Consider the following 23,432-nt stretch of genomic DNA (forward strand, 5'->3'; position numbering starts at 1 on the left):
GAACATGAGCAAGCCCGTTGACAACGCCGTCAGCACCGTCCGTACGTACATCGAGACGCATCGCGCCGCCTTCCTCGACGACCTCGGTCGGTGGCTGCGCATCCCCTCGGTCTCGGCTCAGCCCGAGCACGCCGCGGACGTGGCACGCAGCGCCGACTGGCTCGCCGCCGAACTCCTCAGGACCGGCTTCCCGACCTGCGAGGTCTGGCCGACCGAGGGCGCCCCGGCCGTCTTCGCCTCATGGCCCTCCGAGGACCCCGACGCCCCCACGGTCCTCGTCTACGGACACCACGACGTGCAGCCCGCCGCCATCGAGGACGGCTGGGACACCGACCCCTTCGAGCCGGTGATCCGGGGCAACCGCCTCCACGCGCGCGGGGCCGCCGACGACAAGGGCCAGGTGTTCTTCCACACACTCGGCGTCCGGGCCCATCTCGCCGCCACCGGACGCACCACCCCCGCCGTGCACCTCAAGCTGCTGATCGAGGGCGAGGAGGAATCCGGATCCCCGCACTTCCGCGAGCTCGTCGAGAAGCACGCGGAGCGGCTCGCCGCCGACGTCGTGATCGTCTCCGACACCGGCATGTGGTCCGAGGACACCCCCACCGTCTGCACGGGCATGCGGGGCCTCGCCGAGTGCGAGATCGTCCTCCACGGACCCGGGCAGGACATCCACTCCGGATCCTTCGGCGGCGCCGTGCCCAACCCCGCGACCGCGGTCGCCCGGCTGGTCGCGGCCCTGCACGACGAGCACGCACGCGTGGCCGTGCCCGGCTTCTACGACGGGGTCACCGAACTCACCGACCGCGAGCGCGAGCTCTTCGCCGAGCTGCCCTTCGACGAGGAACGATGGCTGCGGACCGCCAGGTCGACGGCCACCCACGGGGAGGCCGGTCACACCACCCTGGAGCGCGTCTGGGCCCGCCCGACCGCCGAGGTCAACGGCATCGGCGGCGGCTATCAGGGTGCGGGCAGCAAGACGATCATCCCGTCCTCGGCGCTGGTGAAGCTCTCCTTCCGGCTGGTCGCCGGGCAGGACCCGGACCACATCGAGAAGGTCGTACGCGCCTGGGCGGCCGAGCAGGTGCCCGACGGCATCCGGCACGAGATCACGTTCAGTCCGTCCACCCGCCCCTGCCTGACCCCGCTCGACCACCCCGCCCTGCAGTCCGTCGTACGCGCCATGGGCCGGGCCTTCGAGCAGCCGGTCCGCTACACCCGCGAGGGCGGCTCGGGACCTGCGGCCGACCTCCAGGAAGTCCTCGGTGCCCCGGTGCTCTTCCTGGGCATCTCCGTTCCGTCCGACGGCTGGCACGCCCCCAACGAGAAGGTCGAGATCGATCTCCTCATGAAGGGCGTCGAGACGGCCGCCCACCTGTGGGGCGACCTGGCCGAGAACTGGCGCGAGACGAACTGAACAAGCCGAACCGCAGCCCCGACAGCGCACCACCGCACGCCCGCCCTGCTGAACCGCCCGTCGAGACAACCGTTCCACCGGGGGAGTTGGAAGCATCCGTGACCACCTGGACCGACCACAGCGCCGACCGTCCCATCTCGCTCACCGCTCCGAGCGGCATCGACCGGGCGGCCCACCACCGGCTCGACGAGGCCTGGCTCGCGGCCGCCTGGAGCCACCCCACGACCCGCGTCTTCGTGGTCTCCGGCGGCCAGGTGCTCATCGACGAGACGGCCGACGGCACCACCGAACTGCTGATGACGCCCTCCTTCGAGGCCCCGCTCACCGAGGCGCACCGCTACTTCCTGGGCACGGACGACGACGGGGTGAGCTACTTCGCGCTCCAGAAGGACACGCTTCCCGGCCGGATCGACCAGTCCGCCCGCCCGGCCGGCCTGCGGGAGGCTGGCCTGCTGCTGTCGCCGCGTGACGCGGGTCTGATGGTGCACGCCGTCGGCCTGGAGAACTGGCAGCGCACTCACCGCTTCTGCTCCCGCTGCGGCGAGCGCACCGTCATCGCCGCCGCCGGGCACATCCGCCGCTGCCCCGCGTGCGGCGCCGAGCACTACCCGCGCACCGACCCGGCCGTGATCATGGCCGTGACGGACGACGACGACCGCATCCTGCTCGGCCGGCAGGTGCACTGGCCCGAAGGCCGCTTCTCCACGCTCGCGGGCTTCGTCGAGCCCGGCGAGTCGATCGAGCAGTCGGTGCGCCGCGAGGTCTTCGAGGAGGCCGGCGTCACGGTCGGCGAGGTCGAGTACGTCGCCAGCCAGCCCTGGCCGTTCCCCTCCAGCCTCATGCTGGGCTTCCGGGCCCGCGCCACCTCGTCGGAGATCGACGTCGACGGCGAGGAGATCGAGGAAGCCCGCTGGTTCTCCCGGGACGACCTGCGGGCCGCCTTCGAGTCCGGAGAGGTCATGCCCCCCTACGGGATCTCGATCGCGGCGCGCCTGATCGAGCTCTGGTACGGCAAGCCCCTGCCGACCCGGAACGCTCCCTGAGCGTGCCCCGGACATGACGCTGCCCCTCCGGCGAGCTCGTCGGAGGGGCATTGCCGTGCGCGCGTGAGGTCAGGCGGTGAGGGCCTGCTTCACCTGGGCGAGACTCGGGTTCGTCATGACGGCCTCGGCGCCACCGGGCGCGACCACCAGAACCGTCGGAACGGTCTGGTTGCCGCCGTTCGCCTTCTCGACGAACGCCGCCGACTGCGGGTCCTGCTCGATGTTGATCTCGGTGTACGCGATGCCCTCACGGTCCATCTGGCTCTTGAGCCGACGGCAGTAGCCGCACCACGTGGTGCTGTACATCGTCACAGTGCCCTGCATGTCTCATGCGCTCCTTCACGGCTTGGGGTGCGTGGTCGCTGCAAGTGGAACGCAGGTCACCCGGCCGCCATTCCCGTGGGGGGTATCGGGGACGCCCACCCGGACGTGCCGCCCGCCGCGGCCCCGCTCCACCGCAGGTGACACGGTCGCGGCAGGGGAGGAGCCTCATACCGGGGCATGGCCGAAAGCCGCCCCCGGCACTCACGGCGCACGTGACGCTCACCGCATTCGTACGACCGCAGCCGTCTCCCTGTGGACAACCGGCTCACCCGTCTCCGCCGACCTGGCAGCATGGCTGTGTGACAGCAGCAACGCACTCCACCCTCTTCCCGCAGGTTCCGGACACGGCCGACGCGGTGCTCGACGGGCTCGACCCCGAGCAGCGCGCGGTCGCCACCGCCCTGCACGGTCCGGTGTGCGTGCTGGCGGGAGCCGGCACGGGCAAGACGCGGGCGATCACCCACCGCATCGCCTACGGGGTGCGCGCGGGGATCCTCCAGCCCTCCAGCGTGCTCGCGGTGACCTTCACCGCCCGGGCCGCCGGAGAGATGCGCGGACGGCTGCGCCAGCTCGGCGCCGGAGGTGTCCAGGCCCGTACCTTCCACTCCGCCGCGCTGCGCCAGCTCCAGTACTTCTGGCCGAAAGCCGTCGGTGGCCAGCTGCCCCGGCTGGTGGACCGCAAGATCCAGCTCGTCGCGGACGCGGCGGCCGCCTGCCGTATCCGCCTCGACCGGGGGGAGCTGCGGGACGTCACCGGCGAGATCGAGTGGTGCAAGGTCACCCAGACCATCCCCGCCGACTACGCCGCAGCCGCCGCCCGGGCCGGCCGCGATGCGCCCCGGGACCCGGCCGAGACCGCCAAGATCTACGCGGCGTACGAGGACCTCAAGCGCGACCGCGCGGTCATCGACTTCGAGGACGTCCTGCTGCTCACGGTCGCCATCCTCCAGGACCGGCACGACATCGCCGAGCAGGTCCGCTCCCAGTACCAGCACTTCGTGGTGGACGAGTACCAGGACGTCAGCCCGCTCCAGCAGCGCCTGTTGGAGCTGTGGCTCGGCGAGCGGGACAGTCTCTGCGTGGTGGGCGACGCCAGTCAGACGATCTACTCGTTCACCGGTGCAACCCCGGACCACCTTCTCGACTTCCGCACCCGCCATCCCGGAGCCACCGTCGTCAAGCTCGTCCGCGACTACCGCTCCTCGCCCCAGGTCGTCCACCTGGCCAACGGACTGCTCTCCCAGGCCCGCGGCCGGGCCGCCGAGCACCGTCTCGAACTGATCTCCCAGCGGCCCCCGGGCGCCGAGCCCGTCTACGCCGAGTACACGGACGAGCCCGCCGAGGCCGAGGGTGCCGCCCGCCGCATCCGCGACCTCATCGCCTCGGGCGTCCCCGCCGGCGAGATCGCGATCCTGTTCCGCACGAACTCCCAGTCCGAGACCTACGAGCAGGCACTCGCCGACGCCGGTGTGCCCTATCAGCTCCGCGGCGCCGAGCGGTTCTTCGACCGCCCCGAGGTGCGCAAGGCGGGTGCGGCGTTGCGCGCGGCGGCCCGTTTCGGCGGCAACGACTCGCTCCTCGACGACGTCGTCGACCTGCCCTCGCAGGTCCGGGCGGTGCTCTCGGGCGAGGGCTGGACGAGCATTCCCCCGGCGGGCTCCGGCGCGGTCAGGGAGCGCTGGGAGTCGCTGGCCGCCCTGGTGAACCTTGCGCAGGACTTCGCGACCGCCAAGCCCGGCGTGACGCTCGGCGACCTGGTGGCCGAGCTCGACGAACGCGCGAGTGCCCAGCACGCCCCGACCGTCCAGGGCGTCACCCTCGCCTCCCTGCACTCCGCCAAGGGACTGGAGTGGGACGTCGTCTTCCTGGTGGGGGTCGCCGAGGGCATGATGCCGATCACCTACGCAAAGACCGACGAGCAGATCGAGGAGGAGCGCCGTCTGCTCTACGTCGGTGTCACCCGTGCTAGGGAGCACCTGTTCGTCTCCTGGGCGCTCGCCCGCTCGCCCGGAGGCCGCGCGGGCCGGCGCCCCAGCCGGTTCCTCGACGGACTGCGCCCCGGCTCCGTCGCCACCGCGGGCGGTCGCGCCGGCGCCGCCGCGGGCGGCATCGAGCGCGGTGCCGCGAGATCCGGCGTCACCGCCGAACGGCGTACGAGCCGCAGCCCCGCGCGCTGCCGGGTCTGCGGCCGCACCCTCACCGACGCCGGTGAGATGAAGCTGATGCGCTGCGACGACTGCCCCTCCGACATGGACGAGGGTCTCTACGAGCGGCTGCGCGAGTGGCGCGCGGTGCAGGCGGAGCGCAGCGGGCAGCCCGCGTTCTGCGTCTTCACCGACAGGACGCTGATGGCGATCGCGGAGACCGCGCCGGACGAGGAGGGCGAGCTCGCCCGGATCCCGGGGGTCGGCGTCCGCAAACTCAACCGCTTCGGAGCCGACGTTCTGGCCATCTGCGCAGGTCGTGAGGTCGGGGAACACGGTGGGGGCAACTGATTCAAACTCGTCGAGAAAATAGTTTGCGCATGCCCCAGCAATCCCCATAGGTTCTTAACCACGGCAGCAGCGGCCTTCTCGAAGGCCCTGGTTCCGTGCTGTACTTAATAACCGTCGGACCGGTTCGCACCAGTCCCCCAAGACGCCGAGAGGAGGCGATTCCAGTGATCAGCATCGACACCAGCTCCATCTACACCGTGAAAATGACCGATCCCTCGGTCGTCGTCTCCATGTGCTCGCTCGGCGTCTCGAACCTGGGCACCGGTCTGTCCGGCATCAGCGCCGTCCGGCCGGCGTCCTCCGTGTCTCTCGTGGGTCTTCCCATTCGTGAGCGCAATGAGCGACCGACGCAGGCACTGGAAGCGGCAGTAGTGGCAGAGGCACATGCCTATGCCTTTGCGGCAGCCGGTGCCGGATCCCTGAAGCAGACGCAGCAGCACCACACGATGTGGGCCTTCCGTGGGCCTGAACCCTGGAGTGATCCAGCCTGATTCACCATCAGGCCGGCGCCTTCAGGGCCGCGGAACCCCACCCGGGATCCGCGGCCCTTCTGTTTGTCCCCGACCGGGGACGGCGGAGCGAAGGGGCCTCGGGACAAGAAAAGAACCCGGTACCAGCCGCCAACCGGCCGACCCCGGCCGGCACGACCAGACGAGGAAGACGAACCGTGCAACTCGAAGCGCACGCCCCGTCCGTACCGCCTTCCGAAACGATCTCCCCGCCCGGCCTCACGGAGGACTCCACCTTGATCCCCCTCACCGCGCTCACCGCGCTCGACGACGCCATCGAGAACCTCGGCGTACCCGTCCCCTGCCGTTCCTACGACCCGGAGGTCTTCTTCGCCGAGTCGCCGGCCGACGTCGAGTACGCCAAGTCTCTCTGCCGCACCTGCCCGCTGATGGAGGCCTGCCTCGCCGGCGCCAAGGAGCGGCGTGAGCCCTGGGGCGTCTGGGGTGGCGAGCTCTTCGTCCAGGGTGTCGTCGTGGCCCGCAAGCGGCCGCGTGGCCGCCCGCGCAAGAACCCGGTCGCGGCATGAGCATCCGAGGAACGATCGACCGCCCCCTGACGCGCGACCCCAAGAAACAGGCCCCGATGAAGCCGTCCACGAGCGAGCCCGCAGGCTCCGCGACCACAGACTTCGCCACCACCGGCGCGAACGACTCGCGTCAGAACAGGACCCGAGAGATGCAACTCATCCCAGAAGCCCTGGCTCGTGCGCATATGCACGAGCGACTGCACCAGGCCGAGCGGGAACGTCAGGCCGTGCGCCTGGCGACCGCTCGCCGCATGCAGCGCCGGGCCGAGCGCGCTTCGATGCGAGCCCGGCGCGCGCTGGCCATGGCGGTCATGCAGTAATCGACGCCCAGCGTCGTAGCAGCCGTTGCAGTCGCAGCACACACAGGCAGGAAGTCGCGGGGGCCGGTCCGAACGGACCGGCCCCCGCGGTGCGTTGCACCGCGCGAACCACGGGCCACGGAGATATCGTCGGCCGGGTGACGAGTCTTCCCGAAGACAGTGACAGCAGCGGCCCCGCACCGGAGTCCGACGCGGACGAAGCCGAGAAGATCGTGTGCGCCCAGTGCGGCACCACGGCTGACGGCCCCCGGCCGACGTGGACCTGCTCCGTCGAGAACGGCACCCGCCGCTACTTCTGCGACACCTGCGCCCGCAGCAACCTCAGAGCGATCGAGGGCCGTCTCGACTCGGCCTGGTGGTAGCCCACCCGACGAGTGCCCCGCCCCGCCGGCCGGGCCGGGGGCGCGGACTCACGCCTCGGCGGCCGCCACCTCTTCGCCCAACTCCCCGTCCTCCAGCTCCTCCTCGGGCACGAACCCCGGCAACCACTCCTCCAGTTCGTCGCGCAGCCGGACCGTCGCGCCGAGCTGGCACAGGACCCCTATGGTGCTGAGGGTCACCCGGTGTATGAGGAGATAGGCGGGCGGCAGGTTCAACTGCCGGCCCAACTGATGGGCGGGGGAGCGCGGGTCGGCGATACGGGCGGCCTGGTTGCGCATCCAGCCCCGGGTGAAGGTGAACTCGTCCGCCTCGGCCGGTTCGATGATCGGCAGGAGGTAGTCCAGGACCGCGTCGGGTTCGAGGTCTATCGACTCCTTGACGAAGCCTTCCTCGCGGAGCAGTTCGTAGACCGACTCGGCGTCGCCGTCCAGGGTCATCCGCAGGGAATCGCCGATCGGCTGGGGCAGACCGCCGGGAAGCCGGTCCACCGTCCCGAAGTCCAGGACACCCAGCCGCCAGCCGCCCTCCTCGTCCGGCAGGAGACGGAAGTTGCCGGGGTGCGGATCGGCGTGCAGCAGACCGGTGCGGGCGGGGCCCGAGAAGAGGAAGCGGGCCAGCAACTGGCCGGCACGGTCCCGCTGCTCCGGCGTGCCCTCGTTGATCACCTCCGACAGCGGCACCCCGTCGATCCATTCCGTCACGAGGACCTGATCGCACTGGTGGACCACCGCCGGCACCAGCACGTCGGGATCGTCCGCGAACTCCTCGGCGTGCGCCGTCTGGGCCTGCGCCTCCAGGCCGTAGTCGAGCTCCTCGGAGACCCGGTCGCGCAGCTCCGCGATCAGCGGCTTGATGTCCATTCCGGGGATCAGGGGCCCCAGCAGCCGGGCGAACCGGCTGAGTTGGGTCAGATCGGACAGCAGGGCCTCGCCCGCCCCCGGATACTGCACCTTGACGGCGACCTCCCGGCCGTCGTGCCACACCGCCCGGTGCACCTGGCCGATCGAGGCCGCCGCCGACGGCTTGTCCTCGAACTCCACGAACAGGTCGGCCCAGTCCGCGCCGAGCCGCTCCTCCAGCACGGAGTGGACCGTGCGCGTCGGCATGGGAGGCGCCGCGTCCTGGAGTTTCGTCAGCGCCGCGCGATAGGGGCCCGCGATCTCCTCCGGCAGTGCCGACTCGAAAACGGACATCGCCTGCCCGAACTTCATCGCACCGCCCTTCAGCTCCCCGAGGACCTTGAAGAGCTGCTCGGCCGTGCGCTGCTGGAGCTCGCGGCCCACGATCTCCGCCGACTTCCCGCCGATCCGCTTCCCGAGCCCCCAGGTCGCCCGCCCGGCGAAACCGATGGGCAGAGCGGCCAGTTTGGCAGTCCGTGTGACTGCCTTCCGGGGAAGATCAGACATGCGCCCTCCAGGTCCCAGCAAGCTGTGCCGCGTTCGGCTGTCGCCCTGCCATTCTCTCGTGCGCTTCGCCGTCCTCGGGGGTTCGCTCTCCATTTGTTTTCCTCGCGGTGCCGCAGGAGCAGGCGGCGTGCGCCGCGACCGGCGTCGCCCGCCACGCGCAGCCCGGCAGCGACACCTCCCAGCGGGCCCCCGCGCAGCCGGGCGGATCCCCGTCCAGGAAGGCGAGCGCTTGGCTCGCCGCGAGTCCGGCGACCGCGGCGGCCAGGGCGAGATCGCACGCGCCCACCCGCCGCTGCCGCCCGGAGCGCCACTGCGCGACCAGGCGCGGCCAGGCCGGATCCCTGTCGGCGCGCCGCCGGTCCAGGCAGCCCGCGCAGCCGGTGTCGCCGGGCAGGACCAGGGGACCCACCACTCCGGTCGCCTCGACGACCCCCGCGTAGAGATGGGGTGTCCCCGAGGCGATCAGGCCCTCGGTCTGCGCGGGGTCCGGCGCGTGGACGGCGAGACCGTCCCGGGGAGCGAGGATCACGAGGGACAGTCCGCGCGTCTCCTCCCCCATCCCGTCCCTGGCGACCGCGCGGGGCGGTCGGTCCGGGGCGGCCCGGCGCACCGCCCGCCGGGCGGCGTCCTCCCGGCGCTCGCCGACGGACTCGACGGGAAGCCCGCCCGGCGCCACGTCCCACGGCTCCACACGACCGAGGTCACGCACGTCGACCTCGCCCACGCCGGCGCCCGCGAGCAGCGCGGCCAGTACCACTCCCACCCGGCCGGCGCCCAGGACCCGTACGCGCAGCCGGCGGCGGGCGGCCAGCCGCTCGACGGCGCCGCCGGGCCCGCGGGCGACGAGGGAGAGGGAGGCGAGGTCCGACCGCAGCCGGTCCATGACCCCCTTCTTCTCACGCAGCGCGTCCGCGTCAGGGCCGCCCGCGGTCGTGTCGTCCAGGAGACCGGACCCGGCCAGCCGGTCCACCAGACCGTCCACATGGCCGTCGGGCAGCCCCATCCCACGCCCCTGCTCACGCAACAGCGGCATTCCGCGTGTCCCGTCGAGCAGTTCGAGGAAGCTGCCGGTCGCCGTGTCCATCGGGCCCAGCACCATCGCGTGCGCCGGTGTCATCCCGAACTGCATGGTGTTGAGATCCCGCCAGCCGCGCCGCAGAGCCGGCTTCACGATCGGATGCATGACCTACCCCCGTAGACCCGTAGTACGTCCCCGTATGTCCGCGGTGCACTCCCGCAGCGCGGACCGAGTGCCAGCATGCCCGTGCCCGCCGGACCCCGCCGAAAGTTGTCCACAGATGGCACCGTTCGTCGTACGAATCAATCGGGCAGGGCGCGGATCGGCATCGAACCGTCCCGGGGGCGGGACTTTCGCCATGTGCAGCAGGTAACGTCGGGGCGTGCCCGCCGACCCACCGCACAGCGTCGCGACATCTCAGCGCAGCACGACGAGCCCGCCGCCGAGCGGTTCGGGGGCGAGCGCGATCGAGGTCCGCCGGAGTGCCCGACGGCGCAGAACGGTCTCCGCGTACCGCGAGGGCGACCGCACCGTCGTGCTCATCCCCGCCCGGATGTCGGAGGCGGAGGAGAAGCGCTGGGTCACCGTCATGCTCGACAAACTGGCCGCCCAGGAGAGCCGGCGTGTGCTCGGCGACAGCGAGCTGGCCGAACGCGCCGAGCGGCTGTCGGCCCACTATTTCGACGGTCGCGCGCGGCCGTCTTCGGTGCGCTGGGTCACCAATCAGAACACCCGCTGGGGCTCCTGCACCCCCGCCGAGGGCAGCATCCGTCTGTCGCACCGGCTCCAGGGCATGCCCGAGTACGTCGTCGACTACGTCCTCCTCCACGAGCTCGCCCATCTGCTCGTGCCCGGCCACGGGCCCCGCTTCTGGCGGCTTCTGGAGGCCTATCCGCGCACCGAGCGCGCCCGCGGCTACCTCGAAGGCGTCGTCGCCGCGGACCGGCTGCCCCACCTCCCGGCGGCACGCGACGAGTAGCGGGGCGGATCGTCCCGCCCGGAGTGCGATTGTGTACCGGGTCTGCACCGGCTTCGTCCACTTCCGGACTTTGCCGTTAGCCTGACGCGACGCACTCGTATTCGGGATGGGGGACGGTCGTTACGCATGGCCAGGGAATTCCAACGCGGCCACAAGGCCAAGATCAGTGACCTCACCGCGGGCACGGATCTGTACGTAGGCGTGCAGATCACCGGCCCCGGACTCACCTTCGACATCAGCTGCTTCGGCCTGGACGCCGACGAGCGGCTGTCGGACGACCGGTACTTCGTCTTCTTCAACCAGCCGAAGTCCCCCGAGGAGTCCATCCAGCTTCTCGGTACGCAGTCGGGCGACACGGAGTCCTTCCGGGTCACCCTCGACCGGATTCCGGCGCAGATCCAGAAGCTGTCGTTCACGGCGACGATCGACGGCGCCGGACAGATGTCGCAGATCGCACCCGGATACCTGCGCGTCGTCGCAGGCGGCGAGGAGGTCGCCCGGTACGCGTTCAGCGGTGCCGAGTTCTCCACCGAACGCGCCGTGATGCTGGGCGACTTCTACCTCAAGGACGTCTGGCGCTTCGCCGCGGTGGGACAGGGCTTCGACGGCGGCCTCGACGCGCTGCTGAAGAACTTCGGCGGCGAGGTCGCCGAGGAGGAGCCGGCCGCCGCCGCCCCGCAGCCGCAGTCCGGCGCGGCTCCGTCCTTCGCCCCGCCCGCGTTCGGCGCGCCACCGGCTCCCGCGCCTGCTCCGGCGCCCGCGCAGGGTTTCGCGCCGCCCCCCGGTGGTCCGCCGCACGCCCCCATGCCCGCCCCCGCGCCCTCGATGCACGGCGCGCCGACGATCGTGGCGCCGCTGCACACCCCGCCGGGTGGCACCGTCCCGCCGCCGGGCCCCGCGCCCTACGGGCAGCCGCCCGGTCCGCCGCCGGGATACGGCCAGCAGCCGCCCGGTCCGCCGCCCGGCTACGGCCAGCAGGCACCGACCGCTCCTCCCGGATACGGTCAGCAGCCCCCGACGGCACCCCCCGGCTACGGCCAGCAGCCGCCCTACGGTCAGATCCCGGGCCAGGCTCCCGGGCAGTACCCGGGCCAGCCCGGCGCCCCGTCCCCCTACGGCGCACCCCAGGGCGCTCCGCAGGGCGGGGCCGGTGTGACCGCCGCGCTGAGTGCCTTCAAGGAGACGCCCACCGGCCAGCGGTGGACTCCGCAGAACAAGAAGCTCATCCGCGTCGACCTCGGAATCGGCGGTCAGCCCGTACTGGCCCGCCAGGGCAGCATGGTGCTGTACCAGGGCAAGGTCGACTTCAGCTACAAGGGCGCCGGGTTCGCCGGCCGGATCGTGGGCAACGCCACCGGCCAGGAGATGCAGCTCATGCGCTGCACCGGCCAGGGCCAGGTGTTCTTCGCCGAGAACGCCACCCACGTGCACCCCATCGAGCTCCAGGGAGACGCGATCTGTGTCTCCGCGGAGAACGTCCTCGCCTTCGACGAGTCCCTCCAGTACGAGGTCCGTCGCATCGAGGGGCACGGCATCCCCGGGGGCGCGCTGTTCACGATGCAGTTCCAGGGCACGGGCACCATCGTCGTCAAGACGCACGGCGCGCCCGTCGTCCTGCCGGTGACGCCCACGACGTTCGCCGACTGCAACGCCGTCGTCGCCTGGTCCGCCGCCGCGCAGGTGATCGTCTCCAGCCAGGTGAGGATGCGCCGCAACGCCTACGCCGGAGACACGGGCGAGAGCGTGAACCTCCAGTTCCGTGCCGCGCCCGGCAATTTCGTCGTCGTCCAGCCGTACGAGGTCTGAGGGAGCCCGTCATGAACCAGCCACTCGCGGGCTTCGCCCCTGCACCCGTCACCGCGCGCATGGAGAACCACGGCAATCACATGCTGAAGGTCGCCATGCAGACCGGAAACGACCTCCTCGCGCGCGTGGGGTCGATGGTCGCCTACGAAGGGTTCGTCCAGTACGAGCCCAACCCGCCCGCCGTGCGCCAGATCGCCCGTGACTGGATGACCGGCGAGGGCGCGCCCCTCATGAAGTGCGCCGGCGACGGCCTGCTCTACCTCGCCGACTACGGGGCGAACGTCGTCGTCATCAACCTCAACGGTGACGCGATCTCCGTCAACGCGACCAATCTGCTCGCCTTCGACGCCCACCTCACCTGGGGCGTCGAGCGGGTCAAGGGGCTCGCCAAGTTCGCCGGGCAGGGTCTGTGGAACACCAAGATCTCCGGCCAGGGCTGGGTGGCGCTGACCTCCCGCGGCAAGCCGATCGTGGTCGACTGCGGCGGCGGTGAGGACGAGACGTACGTCGACCCGGACGCGCTCGTCGCCTGGTCCCCGAACCTCAAGGTGAAGGGCAAGCGCAGCTTCAAGGCACAGTCGCTCATCGGACGTGGCAGCGGCGAGGCGTTCCAGATGGCGTTCTCCGGGCAGGGCATCGTCGTCGTCCAGCCCAGCGAGGACAGCACCGACCGCCTCCGAGTCCGGGGCTGAGGGGGAGCAGGACATCATGCAGAGCCCGCTTTTCGGCTACAACGAGCAGCAGACCCAGGACCGTTACAGCCTGCAGAACTCGCAGATGCTGCGCATCGTCCTGGAGGGTCACGACGACATCCTCGCCCGCAAGGGCACCATGGTCGCGTACCAGGGTCTCGTCGAGTTCGACGCCGAGTACCAGAACAACAGCCAGCACCGCGCGCGTGCGTACACCGGCGAGGGTCTCGACCTGATGCGCTGCCACGGGCAGGGCACGGTCTACCTCGCCAACCTCGGCCAGCACGTGCACATCCTCGACGTCGACCAGGACGGCCTGACCGTCGACAGCAGCTATGTGCTGGCGATGGACTCCGGGCTGCACCACGAGGTCATCGCCGTGGACAGCCAGTACGGTATCTCCGGCTCCGGCAAGTACCAGCTCAACATCACCGGCCGCGGCAAGGTCGCGCTGGTGACCTCCGGGGTCCCGCTGATGATGCAGGTCACCCCGGACAAGTACGTCAACTGCGACGCCGACGCGATCGTCGCGTGGTCCACCGGCCTGCGGGTGCAGATGCAGGCCCAGACGCACTCCTCGGGTGTGTGGCGGCGCCGGGGCAACACCGGTGAGGGCTGGGAGCTCAGCTTCATGGGCAGCGGTTACGCGCTCGTGCAGCCCAGTGAACTGCTGCCGCCGCAGAACGCGGCGATCGGCCAGGGGCTGCGTGCCCAGTACGGCATGGGGCAGCAGGGCGTCCACGCGCAGAACCAGGGCAACGCTTGGAGCTGACCGTTCCGCCCTTCGGGCTACGACGGTTCCGTGAGCAGAGGTAAGGGGCGATCGCCATTGGCGGTCGCCCCTTACACGTCGGTGCTCCTCTTCGTATCGGTGGTTCTCTTACCCGTCGGTGGTCCTCGCGCCGGTCACAGCCGGGCGCGGGTCGCCTCCAGGAGTCGTACGACCGATGCGTCGGCCGCCTCGGCGACCTCGTCGTACGCGAACCACCGCAGATCGAGGGACTCGTCGCTGATCGCCTCGACCGCGTCGGCCGGGGCGAGGGCCGCGTACTGGACGTCCAGGTGCCAGTGGCACGGCGCCGGGATGGCGTGCCGGTCCAGCGTCACCGGGCCGCCCGGCAGCAGGGTCAGGCCCGCGATGCCCGACTCCTCGGCCGCCTCGCGCAGGGCGGCCTCGGCCAGGGTCGCGTCGCCCGGCTCGCAGTGCCCGCCCATCTGCAGCCACATCCGCAGCTTGCGGTGCAGCGTCAGCAGGACGCGGCCGCGCGACGGATCGATCACCAGGGCGCTCGCCGTGACGTGCCCGGCCTCGCACGCCTTCCACATCCCGTCCGCATGCTCGGACAGGTGGTCCAGATAGACCTGGCGCAGTTCGTCCTGGCCCTCGTGGCTCTTCAGCACGAGGACCGCGTCGTCGTGCAGGCTCACTCGGTGCCGTCGCCCTTGCCGGAGTCCTTGGAGCCGTCAGTGCCCTCGGAGCCCTCGGAGCCCTCGGAGCCCTCGGAGCCCTCGGAGCCCTCGGGGGTGTCGTGCTTCTTCAGGTCCGGCTTTCCCGCGGTGCCGCTCGCGGCCTCGCCCAGCATCTTGTCGAGCTCCGAGAAGTCCATGTGCTCGCGGTGCACGAAGCCGTCCGGGTCGTCCAGGTCCGACGCCGTCGGCAGCATGTCCGGGTGAGCCCACAGGCCGTCCCGGCCGTCCACACCGCGCGCGTCGGTGAGCGAGGCCCACAGGCGCGAGGCGTCGCGCAGCCGGCGCGGGCGCAGCTCCAGACCGATCAGCGTGGCGAACGTCTGTTCGGCTGGGCCGCCCGTGGCGCGGCGGCGGCGCAGCGTCTCGCGCAGCGCGTCGGCCGACGAGAGACGCGGCTTGGCCGCCGAGTGGACGACCGCGTCCACCCATCCCTCGACCAGCGCGAGCGCCGTCTCCAGGCGGGCCAGCGCGGCCTTCTGCTCCGGCGTGTCCTCCGGCTGGAACATGCCCTGCTGGAGCGCCTGCTGGAGCTCCTCGGGGTTCTGCGGGTCGAACTGGCCGACCACGTCCTCCAGCTTCGCGGTGTCGACCTTGATCCCGCGCGCGTATCCCTCGACAGCGCCGAACAGGTGCGAGCGGAGCCACGGCACGTGTGCGAAGAGGCGCTGGTGGGCGGCCTCGCGCAGGGCGAGGTAGAGCCGCACCTCCTCCTGGGGCACGCTCAGGTCCTTGCCGAACGACTCGATGTTCAGCGGCAGCAGCGCGGCCTTGCCGACCGGGCCGAGCGGCAGACCGATGTCGGTCGAGCCGACGACCTCGCCCGCGAGCACGCCGACGGCCTGGCCGATCTGCGTACCGAACATGGCGCCGCCCATGGAGCGCATCATGCCGATCAGCGGGCCCGCCATGGCCTGCATCTCCTCGGGCAGCACATCGCCCATGGCCGCGCCGACCCGCTCGGCGACCGGGTCCACGAGTTCCTTCCACACCGGCAGGGTCGCCTCGACCCACTCCGCCCGGCTCCAGGCCAGCGCGGAGGCGGCACCGGACGGCAGGGACGTCGCGTCGTCCAGCCACAGATCGGCCAGACGGACGGCCTCCTCGACCGCGAGCCGCTCGGACTGTCCGACGCTCGCGTCCTTGGTGCCGTCCGAGGTGCCCTGGGCGACCGTCTGCCGGGCGATCTGCTTGGCCATGTCCCAATTCACCGGGCCGCCCTCGTACGAGAGCATCTGGCCCAGTTGCTGGAACGCGGCGCCCAGGTCGTTGGGGTTCATCGAACCGAACATCGCTGCGAGCGGATTGTCGGCTCCGGGGCCGCCGGCTCCGGGCAGCCCGAAACCGAACGGTCCCTGACCACCGCCGCTCTGCTGGTCCTTCTTCTTGCCCTCGTCGCCGTTGTCCGGCTCCTCCGGCGGAAGGCCGAATCCGAATGGGGTGTCACTCACGGGATTCCTCGGCTGGTAAGGCCGCCGGTTCGTGCCGACGGCGGCTGCCCACAACACCACCCAGCGTAGACACCTGAACCCGATCGGGCCTCGGTGCTTCGCCGACTCGTCGCCTGCGGCAGGATGGATGCCACCTGGTAGGGACGCGTCACACGCGTCCATTACTGAAGACAACCGCTGGAGACGCCCGGTGAGTTCCCCAGATCCGCAGGTTCGCGCAGCGCGAAACCACTCAACCAGCCCAGCCTCGCGCGGCCCCGTCGTCGCGGTCACCGGCGCGGCGGCCGGTGTGGGCGCGCTGCTCACCGAGCGGCTGGCCGCCAGCGAGGAGATCCGGCAGGTCGTCGCCATCGACGAGCGGCGCGGCGACTGCGCCGACGCCCAGTGGCACATCCTGGACGTCCGGGACCCGGCGATCGCCGAGAAGCTGCGCGGAGCGGACGTCGTGGTCCATCTGGCGCTCGACCTCGATCTGGAGACGGACGCGGCGGCCCGGACGGCGTACAACGTCCGCGGGACGCAGACCGTGCTCACCGCCGCGGCGGCGGCCGGGGTCCACCGGGTCGTGCTGTGCACGTCCGCGATGGTCTACGGAGCGCTGCCCGACAACGAGCTGCCCCTGTCCGAGGACGCCGAGCTGCGGGCGACGGCCGAGGCGACGGGTGTCGGCGACCTGCTGGAGATCGAGCGGCTCGCGCGCCGCGCGCCGCGGGCGCACCCCGGGCTGAACGTGACCGTCGTGCGGCCCGCGGTACTCGTCGGCGGCGGCTCGGACACCGCCCTGACCAGGTATTTCGAGTCTCCCCGGCTGCTCGTGGTGGCGGGGTCGAGGCCCGCCTGGCAGTTCTGCCACGTCGAGGACCTGTGCGCCGCGTTGGAGTACGCCGTCGTCGAAAAGGTCGAGGGCGAGCTGGCCGTCGGGTGCGACGGGTGGCTGGAGCAGGAGGAGGTGGAGGAGCTGAGCGGGATCCGGCGGATGGAGCTGCCGTCCGCGGTCGCGCTGGGCGCCGCCGCGCGGCTCCACCGGATCGGGCTCACCCCCTCGCCCGCCGGGGACCTCGCCTACACGATGTACCCCTGGGTGGTCAGCGGGAGCCGCTTGCACGACGCCGGATGGCGGCCGCGCTGGACCAACGAGGAGGTCCTGGCGGAGCTGCTGGAGGAGGTCGCGGGGCGGCACACGGTGGCCGGCCGGCGGCTGGGCCGCAAGGACGCGACCGCGGCGGGCGCGGCGGGCGCGACGGTGGCCCTGCTGGGCGCGGCCGCGGTGGTCCGCCGGGCCCGCAAGGCCCGGCGCAGGTTCTGACACCGGCGCCGCACCACTGCGCCAACGGGGTGAACGGCGCCGGGGCGTCGATCCCGGCGGGGCCTACCGGCGTGGTCGACGCCGAGCCGGGCGCCGCCGAACCGTGCCGCACCGCACCGCACCGTGCCGAACCGCACCGCACCGTGCCGAACCGCGCCGTGCAGCGCCGAACCGCGCCGTGCTTCGCCAAGCCGTGATGTGACCCGGGCCGGGGTGCGGGCCTCGCCCGTTCCGTACGGCCGTCCCCGCCCCGGGGCGCCCGGATGGCCGAAGGCGTCCTGGAGGAGGCTCCAAGTGGGGCGCGTGCGTGCCGGGGGAAAGGTGTATTCCTCGGGGTCGGCGGGGTGCGGCACGATGGGGGGCATGGCACCTACCTATGACCACCCCGGTGAGCGGGCCGCGCAGGACCCGATCCGGCTGCTCGCGATCCGCGACGAACCGCTCTCCCTCGACGAGGTCTTCAAGGCCGTCGGGGACGACGCCGCCGGGGGGACCGCGTTGTTCGTGGGGACCGTGCGGAATCACGACGGGGGTGCCGACGTCGACGAGCTCGGGTACTCGTCCCACCCCACCGCCGAGGCGGAGATGCGCCGCGTCGCGGAGAGGGTGGCCGCCACCCATCCGGTGCGGGCGATGGCCGCCGTTCACCGGGTGGGCGACCTGCGTGTCGGGGACCTGGCCGTGATCGTCGCTGTGTCGTGCCCGCACCGGAGCGAGGCCTTCGAGGCCTGCCGCATGCTCATCGACGACCTCAAGCACGAGGTGCCGATCTGGAAGCACCAGAGGTTCTCCGACGGCACCGAGGAATGGGTCGGCGCCTGCTGAGACCGACCGGATTGTCCGGATACCCGGCGCCCATGGGGCCCGGCCGACCGGATACCGCCGTCCGGTTGCGTAACCGGGGCCCTGCCGTGAGCGTTGACACTGCGGATGGTTAATCTGCTGATCAGTCAGTTGCGGTCGCTCATGGGGTTCGGAGGTCGACATGGCGGCGCTTGCCTGGTTGCTGATTCCGCTGATGGCCGCGATCGGTGCCGGTCTGTGGGGTAGTTGGGCCGGCCGGAATCGCAAAGCCGCGGGAGATGGTGTCGAGCTCGCCGGATACACGCGTTTCCGTGAGGCCATGGAGCGGACGGATGTCCGGGAGAAGTCCCACTCCGACGCGGTCTGAGGCCCACGGGTCCGTCCCCCGCACGCGGAGGTGACGGGTCCGGGCGTTCGAGGAACCCGTTCGACGGACCGTGCCGCGGGCCCGGTCCGTCGGGATCCTGCCCGGGTGGTCCCGAAGCGCGCGGAACGCGGCGCGGCAACGCCCGGAACACGGCTTTCGCGCCGTTCGGGCGTGTTCCGGAGCCACCACGTACGGACGGCCCGGACGGTGCGCTTACATCACCGTCCCGTACTGTCGTTCCATGCCACGCCGCACCGCGACGATGCTCGCCTCCACTCTGATCCTGATCGCGCTCCTGTGCGCGGGAGTGTTCATCAAAGTGCCGTACTCGGAGATGTCGCCGGGTCCCACGGTGAACACACTGGGTGACCACGACGGCGAGCCGGTGCTGCAGATCGCGGGCCGCAAGACGTACCCGACGACCGGGCACCTGAACATGACCACGGTCCGGGTCACGAGCGCCGACTACAACATGAACCTCGTCGAGGCCGTGTACGGATGGCTGGCGCACGACAGCAAGATCGTGCCGCACGACACGCTCTACCCGGACGGCAAGACCGAGCAGGAGTCGACGCAGGAGAACGCCGAGGAGTTCAGCCAGTCCCAGGAGAGCGCCAAGGTGTCCGCCCTGAAGGAGCTGGGCATCCCCGTGAAGTCCTGGGTGATCGTCTCCACCGTCGTCAAGGACTCTCCGGCCGAGGGACGACTGCACGCCGGTGACGTCATCAAGGCCGTCGACGGTACGACCGTGAAGGCGCCCGACGACGTCGCGAAGCTCGTCACCAAGCACAAGCCGGGCGAGAAGGTCGTGTTCACGATCGTGCCCGCCAAGGAGCAGGCCGCCGCCACGAAGGAGCACACGACGGCGACCGCGACCAAGGATGTGACGATCACCACGGTCAAGTCCGACGACGACGGCACCGACCGAGCCGTCGTCGGGATCTCGGCCGGCACCGATCACACGTTCCCGTTCACGATCGACATCAAGCTCGCCGACGTCGGCGGTCCGAGCGCCGGTCTGATGTTCTCGCTCGGCATCGTGGACAAGCTCACTCCGGGGAACCTCACCGGAGGCAAGTTCGTGGCCGGCACGGGCACCATCGACGACAACGGCAAGGTCGGCCCGATCGGCGGCATCGACATGAAGACGGTCGGCGCGCGCAACAAGGGTGCCCAGTACTTCCTGACGCCCAAGGACAACTGCGCCGAGGCCGCCAAGGACACCCCCGACGGGCTCAGGCTCGTCAAGGTCGACACCCTCGACGACGCGATGAAGGCCCTCAAGGACATCGGAGCGGGCCGGACCTCCGACCTGCCCTCTTGCTCCACCAAGGGCTGAGGGACACCGCTCCTCCGTGGCCGGGGGCGCTCCGCGACATGCGGAGCGCCCCCGGCCACGTCCGTGCGCCGGTCAGTCCGCGAACGTCGCCGACAGCGCCTCCGCGAGGCCCGGTACGAGACCCGCGCCCGTGAGCACCTCGGTGGCCGCGTCCTTCTCGCGCAGCCGCAGTGCCGAGTCACGGGTGCCGTCGCGCAGGACACCGACCGTCATGCGCACCTCCTGACGGTCCGGGTGCGCGGCGACCCACTGGGTGAGCTTCTTGCCGCTCAGACCCTCAGGGACCGAACCCTCGGCGGACGGCGGCAGCATCAGCCGCTCGACGGTGAGGGCGCAGCCGACGACGGCGTCGGGCCAGGCGATGGTGCCGAGGAACTCGTCCAGCGGCTTGCCGGCAGGGATCTCTTCCTGCTCGACGGGGGTGAGACCGGTGGTCTCCTGCTCGTGCTCCAGACCGAGCTGAGCGGCGAGGCCGGGTTCCTGGGACCGCAGCCGTGCGGTGTCTACGAGGGCGAAGAGGCGGGCGGGCTGGTCCCAGCCGAGGCCGGAGGCGTACTCGTCGATCTCGAGTACGGCCCGGGTCAGGGGGCTCGCTGCCATGGGAGTGTTGGACATGGTCACAATCCTGCCTCGTTCGTGACCTGAATCGGGAACCGAGTAAAGCGTGAGTAAGTTGCATAGATGAGGCTCCCCGATCACGGAGCCTTGCTGACGGTCCACCGACATGGGGGCCTGATGGAATCGACAGCGACTTCGAGGTGCGCACCTTGGCTTTCCAGATGCCGGACCGCGGCGGAGGCCCGACGGGGCCACGGATCAGAGTGGGCCGGCCGTCCCGGCGTGTCCGGACCCTGCTCATGACACTGGGCGTGCTGGCCGTGCTGGCCATGGCCTTCGTCATGTTCGCGGGGTTCTGGACGGACTGGCTCTGGTACCGCTCGGTCCACTATTCGTCGGTCTTCACCACCACGCTGTGGACCAAGATCGGGCTCTTCTTCGTCTTCGGTCTGCTGATGGCGGCCGCGGTGGGGTTCAACATCTGGCTGGCGCACCGGTTGCGTCCGCCGCTGAGCGCCATGTCGATGGAGCAGCAGAGCCTCGACCGGTACCGCATGGGCATCGCGCCCTACAAGCGCTGGCTGCTGCTCGCGATCACGTCCCTGGTGGGGCTGATCGCCGGCGCGTCCGCCTCGGGCCAGTGGCGCACGTGGCTGATGTGGGTGAACGGAGTTCCCTTCCACCAGAAGGACCCGCAGTTCCACCTCGACGTCTCGTTCTACGCCTTCGACCTGCCCTGGTACCGCTTCCTGCTCGGCTTCGGCTTCGCCGCCGCCGTGCTCTCGCTGATCGCCGCCGCGCTCACGCACTACCTGTACGGCGGCCTGCGGATCACCAGCCCCGGAGCGCGTGCCACGGCCGCGGCCACCGGACACCTCTCGGTGCTCCTCGGCGTCTTCGTCGCCCTGAAGGCGGTCGCCTACTGGCTCGACCGGTACGGGCTCGCGGTGAAGTCCAGCGACTTCAAGGCGACCGGCAACTGGACGGGTCTGCGGTACGTCGACGCGAACGCGTATCTGCCCGCCAAGACGATCCTGTTCTGCATCGCCGTCATCTGCGCGCTGCTCTTCTTCGCGACGCTGTGGCGGCGCACCTGGCAGCTCCCGGTGATCGGCTTCGGCCTCATGGTGCTGTCCGCCGTCCTCATCGGCGGCCTGTACCCCGCGATAGTCCAGAAGTTCCAGGTCGAGCCGAACGAGCAGGCCAAGGAAGCTCCGTACGTCGAGAAGAACCTCAAGGCGACCCGCGACGCGTACGGGATCGCCGGCACCGATGTGCAGGACTACGCCGGGGCGAGCGACACCAAGGACAAGGCCGAACTCCGTGACGACGCCGACACCGTCGCGAGCATCCGCCTGATGGACCCGAACATCGTGTCGCCGACCTTTCAGCAGCTCCAGCAGGTCCGGAACTACTACGGCTTCCCGTCGAACCTGGACGTCGACCGGTACAGCAAGGACGGCAAGGAGCAGGACACCGTCCTCGGTCTGCGCGAGCTGAACCTCGCGGGCATCCCGAAGAACAACTGGATCAACGACCACTTCCGTTACACGCACGGATACGGCGTCGTCGCGGCCAAGGGCACCACGGCCGACAGCGAGGGCCGCCCGGTCTTCACCGAGTACAACCTGCCGTCCAAGGGCGACCTCGGCTCGTACGAGCAGCAGGTCTACTACGGCGAGAAGACCACCCAGTACTCGATCGTCGGCGGTCCCCAGAAGGAGATCGACTACTCCGACGACAACGGTGAGAAGACCACCAGCTACAAGGGCAAGAGCGGGGTCAGCCTGGCGAGCCCGGTCAACCGGGCCGCGTACGCGGTGGCGTTCGGCGAGCCGCAGATCTTGTACTCGGGCGCGATCGGCGAGGGTTCGCGGATCCTCTACAACCGCACGCCCAAGGAGCGGGTCGAGGCGGTGGCCCCCTGGCTGACCATCGACGGCGACGCCTACCCGGCGGTCGTCGACGGGAAGATCCAGTGGATCGTCGACGCGTACACCACCACCAACGGCTATCCGTACGCCTCGCGCACCACGCTCGGCGACACCACGGCGGACTCGCTGACGGCGGCCAACGACCAGCGCGCGGTGGTGGCCCAGCAGAACCAGGTCAACTACATCCGCAACTCGGTGAAGGCGACCGTCGACGCGTACACCGGCGCGGTCAAGCTCTACCAGTGGGACACCGAGGACCCGGTCCTGAAGACCTGGATGAAGGCGTTCCCGGACACGGTGGAGTCGAAGAAGTCGATCTCGCCGGAGCTGATGGCCCATCTGCGGTACCCGCAGGACCTGTTCAAGGTCCAGCGCGAACTGCTCACCCGCTACCACGTGAAGGACGCCCAGACGTTCCTGAGTGGCAGCGAGGTGTGGCAGGTCCCGGACGACCCGACCAACAAGTCGGGCAGCGCGGTGCCTCCGTACTACCTGAGCATGAAGCTGCCGGGGCAGTCGTCGCAGGCGTTCTCGCTGACGACGACGATGACACCGAACGGCCGGGACAACCTGAGCGCGTTCGTGTCGGTCAATGCCGAGGCGGGGACGCCCGGTTACGGCAAGATCAGCGTGTTGAAACTGCCGACCGGCAGAACGGTCGACGGACCCAAGCGGGTGCAGAGCCAGTTCAACTCCGAACCGTCCATCGCCGAGTCCATCAGACTCCTCAGAGGCGGCGACTCGGAAGTCGAGTACGGCAACCTGCTGACCGTGCCGCTCGACGGCGGACTGCTCTACGTGGAACCGGTCTACGTGCGCGGTGGCGACCTCAAGTACCCGCTGCTGCGCAAGGTGTTGGTGACCTACGGAGGCAGCACCGCCTTCGAGGACACCCTGGGCGAGGCGCTCAACAAGGTCTTCGGAGCGGAGAGTTCGACCGCGCCGCCGGAAGAGAGCACCACGAAACCGCCCACGTCGAGCAACCCGACGGTCCAGGCCGCGCTCGCCGACGCCCAGAAGGCCTTCGACCAGGGCCAGGAAGCCCTCAAGAAGGGCGACTGGAAGGCGTACGGCGAGGCGCAGAAGGACCTCGAGGACGCGCTGAAGCGGGCCGAGGACGCGCAGGCCAAGGCGGACAAGACCGCCGGCGGTTCCGGTGCGGACAAGTCGGCCGACAAGAGTACGGACAAGAGCACGGACAAGGGCAGTGGTCCCAGCGGCAGCCCCAGCCCGAGCGGCAGCCCGAGCAGTGAGAAGAGCTCGGGAACCGGCTGATCAGGAGCCCACCT

At 70.6% G+C, this 23,432-nt stretch carries 22 protein-coding genes; 16 read left to right on the top strand and 6 right to left on the bottom strand.

All coding sequences use genetic code 11. The features are described 5' to 3' along the window. Positions 1-4: 4 nt before the first annotated feature. Both ACIQ7M_RS16490 and nudC read left to right on the top strand, forming a co-directional pair. Positions 5-1,417, top strand: a complete 1,413-nt coding sequence (locus ACIQ7M_RS16490; RefSeq protein ID WP_403644352.1) for a dipeptidase — start codon at positions 5-7, stop codon at positions 1,415-1,417. A 98-nt stretch (positions 1,418-1,515) separates the two neighbouring features. Beyond that, on the top strand, positions 1,516-2,460 hold the full coding sequence (gene nudC, locus ACIQ7M_RS16495; protein WP_355763864.1) for an NAD(+) diphosphatase: 945 nt from the start codon (positions 1,516-1,518) through the stop codon (positions 2,458-2,460). A 69-nt stretch (positions 2,461-2,529) separates the two neighbouring features. Here the strand turns inward: nudC and ACIQ7M_RS16500 are convergent, their stop codons facing one another. After that, entirely contained in the window at positions 2,530-2,784 is a 255-nt protein-coding gene (locus ACIQ7M_RS16500; RefSeq protein WP_355763867.1) for a mycoredoxin, read from the bottom strand. A gap of 299 nt (positions 2,785-3,083) precedes the next feature. Here ACIQ7M_RS16500 and ACIQ7M_RS16505 point away from each other — a divergent pair, with 299 nt between their 5' ends. The 5 genes from ACIQ7M_RS16505 (at position 3,084) to ACIQ7M_RS16525 (ending at position 6,997) form a co-directional block, all read left to right on the top strand. Beyond that, positions 3,084-5,279, top strand: coding sequence for an ATP-dependent DNA helicase UvrD2 (locus tag ACIQ7M_RS16505; RefSeq protein ID WP_403644356.1), 2,196 nt, complete (start codon positions 3,084-3,086; stop codon positions 5,277-5,279). Positions 5,280-5,443: 164 nt separating this feature from the next. Beyond that, positions 5,444-5,770 (top strand): hypothetical protein, encoded by a 327-nt coding sequence (locus ACIQ7M_RS16510; protein ID WP_355763872.1) that lies wholly within the window; start codon positions 5,444-5,446, stop codon positions 5,768-5,770. A gap of 176 nt (positions 5,771-5,946) precedes the next feature. Further along, a complete protein-coding gene (locus tag ACIQ7M_RS16515; protein WP_355763875.1) occupies positions 5,947-6,315 on the top strand; it encodes a WhiB family transcriptional regulator in 369 nt (122 codons plus the stop codon). Beyond that, a complete protein-coding gene (locus ACIQ7M_RS16520; RefSeq protein WP_355763877.1) occupies positions 6,312-6,635 on the top strand; it encodes a hypothetical protein in 324 nt (107 codons plus the stop codon). Before ACIQ7M_RS16515 ends, ACIQ7M_RS16520 begins: the two co-directional genes overlap by 4 nt. Before the next feature lie 137 nt (positions 6,636-6,772). Continuing rightward, positions 6,773-6,997 carry a hypothetical protein gene (locus tag ACIQ7M_RS16525; protein ID WP_403644360.1) on the top strand — a complete coding sequence of 75 codons (225 nt, stop codon included), beginning with the start codon at positions 6,773-6,775 and terminating at the stop codon, positions 6,995-6,997. Positions 6,998-7,045: 48 nt separating this feature from the next. Here the strand turns inward: ACIQ7M_RS16525 and ACIQ7M_RS16530 are convergent, their stop codons facing one another. Further along, a complete protein-coding gene (locus tag ACIQ7M_RS16530) occupies positions 7,046-8,422 on the bottom strand; it encodes an AarF/UbiB family protein (protein ID WP_355763882.1) in 1,377 nt (458 codons plus the stop codon). Then, positions 8,415-9,605, bottom strand: a complete 1,191-nt coding sequence (locus ACIQ7M_RS16535; protein WP_403644364.1) for a TOMM precursor leader peptide-binding protein — start codon at positions 9,603-9,605, stop codon at positions 8,415-8,417. The genes ACIQ7M_RS16530 and ACIQ7M_RS16535 overlap by 8 nt, the downstream gene beginning before the upstream one ends. Before the next feature lie 217 nt (positions 9,606-9,822). Between ACIQ7M_RS16535 and ACIQ7M_RS16540 the strand changes: the two genes are divergently transcribed. The 4 genes from ACIQ7M_RS16540 to ACIQ7M_RS16555 all read left to right on the top strand — a co-directional run bounded on the left by ACIQ7M_RS16540 (position 9,823) and on the right by ACIQ7M_RS16555 (position 13,689). After that, the gene (locus ACIQ7M_RS16540; RefSeq protein ID WP_355763887.1) at positions 9,823-10,419 is read left to right on the top strand and encodes a M48 family metallopeptidase; all 597 of its coding nucleotides are present in this window, start codon (positions 9,823-9,825) and stop codon (positions 10,417-10,419) included. A gap of 126 nt (positions 10,420-10,545) precedes the next feature. Next, a complete protein-coding gene (locus ACIQ7M_RS16545; protein ID WP_403644367.1) occupies positions 10,546-12,225 on the top strand; it encodes a TerD family protein in 1,680 nt (559 codons plus the stop codon). An 11-nt stretch (positions 12,226-12,236) separates the two neighbouring features. Continuing rightward, complete coding sequence (locus tag ACIQ7M_RS16550) at positions 12,237-12,917, top strand: AIM24 family protein (protein ID WP_355763893.1); 681 nt, start codon at positions 12,237-12,239, stop codon at positions 12,915-12,917. A gap of 16 nt (positions 12,918-12,933) precedes the next feature. Further along, positions 12,934-13,689: an AIM24 family protein gene (locus ACIQ7M_RS16555; RefSeq protein WP_355763894.1), complete on the top strand. Its 756-nt coding sequence runs from the start codon at positions 12,934-12,936 to the stop codon at positions 13,687-13,689. Between the two features lie 134 nt (positions 13,690-13,823). On the opposite strand, the gene ACIQ7M_RS16560 is transcribed toward ACIQ7M_RS16555, so the two are convergent. Then, complete coding sequence (locus tag ACIQ7M_RS16560) at positions 13,824-14,345, bottom strand: NUDIX hydrolase (RefSeq protein WP_386986724.1); 522 nt, start codon at positions 14,343-14,345, stop codon at positions 13,824-13,826. Further along, positions 14,342-15,835, bottom strand: a complete 1,494-nt coding sequence (locus ACIQ7M_RS16565) for a zinc-dependent metalloprotease (protein ID WP_403644372.1) — start codon at positions 15,833-15,835, stop codon at positions 14,342-14,344. The genes ACIQ7M_RS16560 and ACIQ7M_RS16565 overlap by 4 nt, the downstream gene beginning before the upstream one ends. Before the next feature lie 190 nt (positions 15,836-16,025). On the opposite strand from ACIQ7M_RS16565, the gene ACIQ7M_RS16570 reads away from it, so the two are divergent. The 4 genes from ACIQ7M_RS16570 (at position 16,026) to ACIQ7M_RS16585 (ending at position 19,651) form a co-directional block, all read left to right on the top strand. Further along, positions 16,026-17,141, top strand: a complete 1,116-nt coding sequence (locus tag ACIQ7M_RS16570; RefSeq protein ID WP_355763902.1) for an SDR family oxidoreductase — start codon at positions 16,026-16,028, stop codon at positions 17,139-17,141. Between the two features lie 363 nt (positions 17,142-17,504). Next, complete coding sequence (locus ACIQ7M_RS16575) at positions 17,505-17,966, top strand: molybdenum cofactor biosynthesis protein MoaE (RefSeq protein WP_403644376.1); 462 nt, start codon at positions 17,505-17,507, stop codon at positions 17,964-17,966. Between the two features lie 160 nt (positions 17,967-18,126). Then, positions 18,127-18,312, top strand: a complete 186-nt coding sequence (locus tag ACIQ7M_RS16580; protein WP_355763908.1) for a hypothetical protein — start codon at positions 18,127-18,129, stop codon at positions 18,310-18,312. A 241-nt stretch (positions 18,313-18,553) separates the two neighbouring features. Further along, positions 18,554-19,651: a PDZ domain-containing protein gene (locus ACIQ7M_RS16585; protein ID WP_389846123.1), complete on the top strand. Its 1,098-nt coding sequence runs from the start codon at positions 18,554-18,556 to the stop codon at positions 19,649-19,651. A gap of 72 nt (positions 19,652-19,723) precedes the next feature. On the opposite strand, the gene ACIQ7M_RS16590 is transcribed toward ACIQ7M_RS16585, so the two are convergent. Then, positions 19,724-20,266, bottom strand: a complete 543-nt coding sequence (locus tag ACIQ7M_RS16590) for a PPA1309 family protein (protein ID WP_386985675.1) — start codon at positions 20,264-20,266, stop codon at positions 19,724-19,726. A 164-nt stretch (positions 20,267-20,430) separates the two neighbouring features. On the opposite strand from ACIQ7M_RS16590, the gene ACIQ7M_RS16595 reads away from it, so the two are divergent. After that, positions 20,431-23,418: a UPF0182 family protein gene (locus tag ACIQ7M_RS16595; RefSeq protein ID WP_386985678.1), complete on the top strand. Its 2,988-nt coding sequence runs from the start codon at positions 20,431-20,433 to the stop codon at positions 23,416-23,418. The last annotated feature ends 14 nt before the right edge of the window (positions 23,419-23,432 follow it).

The organism is Streptomyces sp. NPDC096324, assembly GCF_044763015.1.
In the GTDB taxonomy this organism is placed as follows: Bacteria; Actinomycetota; Actinomycetes; order Streptomycetales; family Streptomycetaceae; genus Streptomyces.

Excerpts from the sequence above, each read along its gene's own strand:
- ACIQ7M_RS16490 (WP_403644352.1), top strand. The coding sequence starts at position 5 with ATGAGCAAGCCCGTTGACAACGCCGTCAGCACCGTCCGTACGTACATC.
- ACIQ7M_RS16500 (WP_355763867.1), bottom strand. The coding sequence starts at position 2,784 with ATGCAGGGCACTGTGACGATGTACAGCACCACGTGGTGCGGCTACTGC.
- ACIQ7M_RS16520 (WP_355763877.1), top strand. The coding sequence starts at position 6,312 with ATGAGCATCCGAGGAACGATCGACCGCCCCCTGACGCGCGACCCCAAG.
- ACIQ7M_RS16530 (WP_355763882.1), bottom strand. The coding sequence starts at position 8,422 with ATGTCTGATCTTCCCCGGAAGGCAGTCACACGGACTGCCAAACTGGCC.
- ACIQ7M_RS16535 (WP_403644364.1), bottom strand. The coding sequence starts at position 9,605 with ATGCATCCGATCGTGAAGCCGGCTCTGCGGCGCGGCTGGCGGGATCTC.
- ACIQ7M_RS16545 (WP_403644367.1), top strand. The coding sequence starts at position 10,546 with ATGGCCAGGGAATTCCAACGCGGCCACAAGGCCAAGATCAGTGACCTC.
- ACIQ7M_RS16550 (WP_355763893.1), top strand. The coding sequence starts at position 12,237 with ATGAACCAGCCACTCGCGGGCTTCGCCCCTGCACCCGTCACCGCGCGC.
- ACIQ7M_RS16555 (WP_355763894.1), top strand. The coding sequence starts at position 12,934 with ATGCAGAGCCCGCTTTTCGGCTACAACGAGCAGCAGACCCAGGACCGT.
- ACIQ7M_RS16575 (WP_403644376.1), top strand. The coding sequence starts at position 17,505 with ATGGCACCTACCTATGACCACCCCGGTGAGCGGGCCGCGCAGGACCCG.
- ACIQ7M_RS16580 (WP_355763908.1), top strand. The coding sequence starts at position 18,127 with ATGGCGGCGCTTGCCTGGTTGCTGATTCCGCTGATGGCCGCGATCGGT.
- ACIQ7M_RS16585 (WP_389846123.1), top strand. The coding sequence starts at position 18,554 with ATGCCACGCCGCACCGCGACGATGCTCGCCTCCACTCTGATCCTGATC.
- ACIQ7M_RS16590 (WP_386985675.1), bottom strand. The coding sequence starts at position 20,266 with ATGTCCAACACTCCCATGGCAGCGAGCCCCCTGACCCGGGCCGTACTC.
- ACIQ7M_RS16595 (WP_386985678.1), top strand. The coding sequence starts at position 20,431 with ATGCCGGACCGCGGCGGAGGCCCGACGGGGCCACGGATCAGAGTGGGC.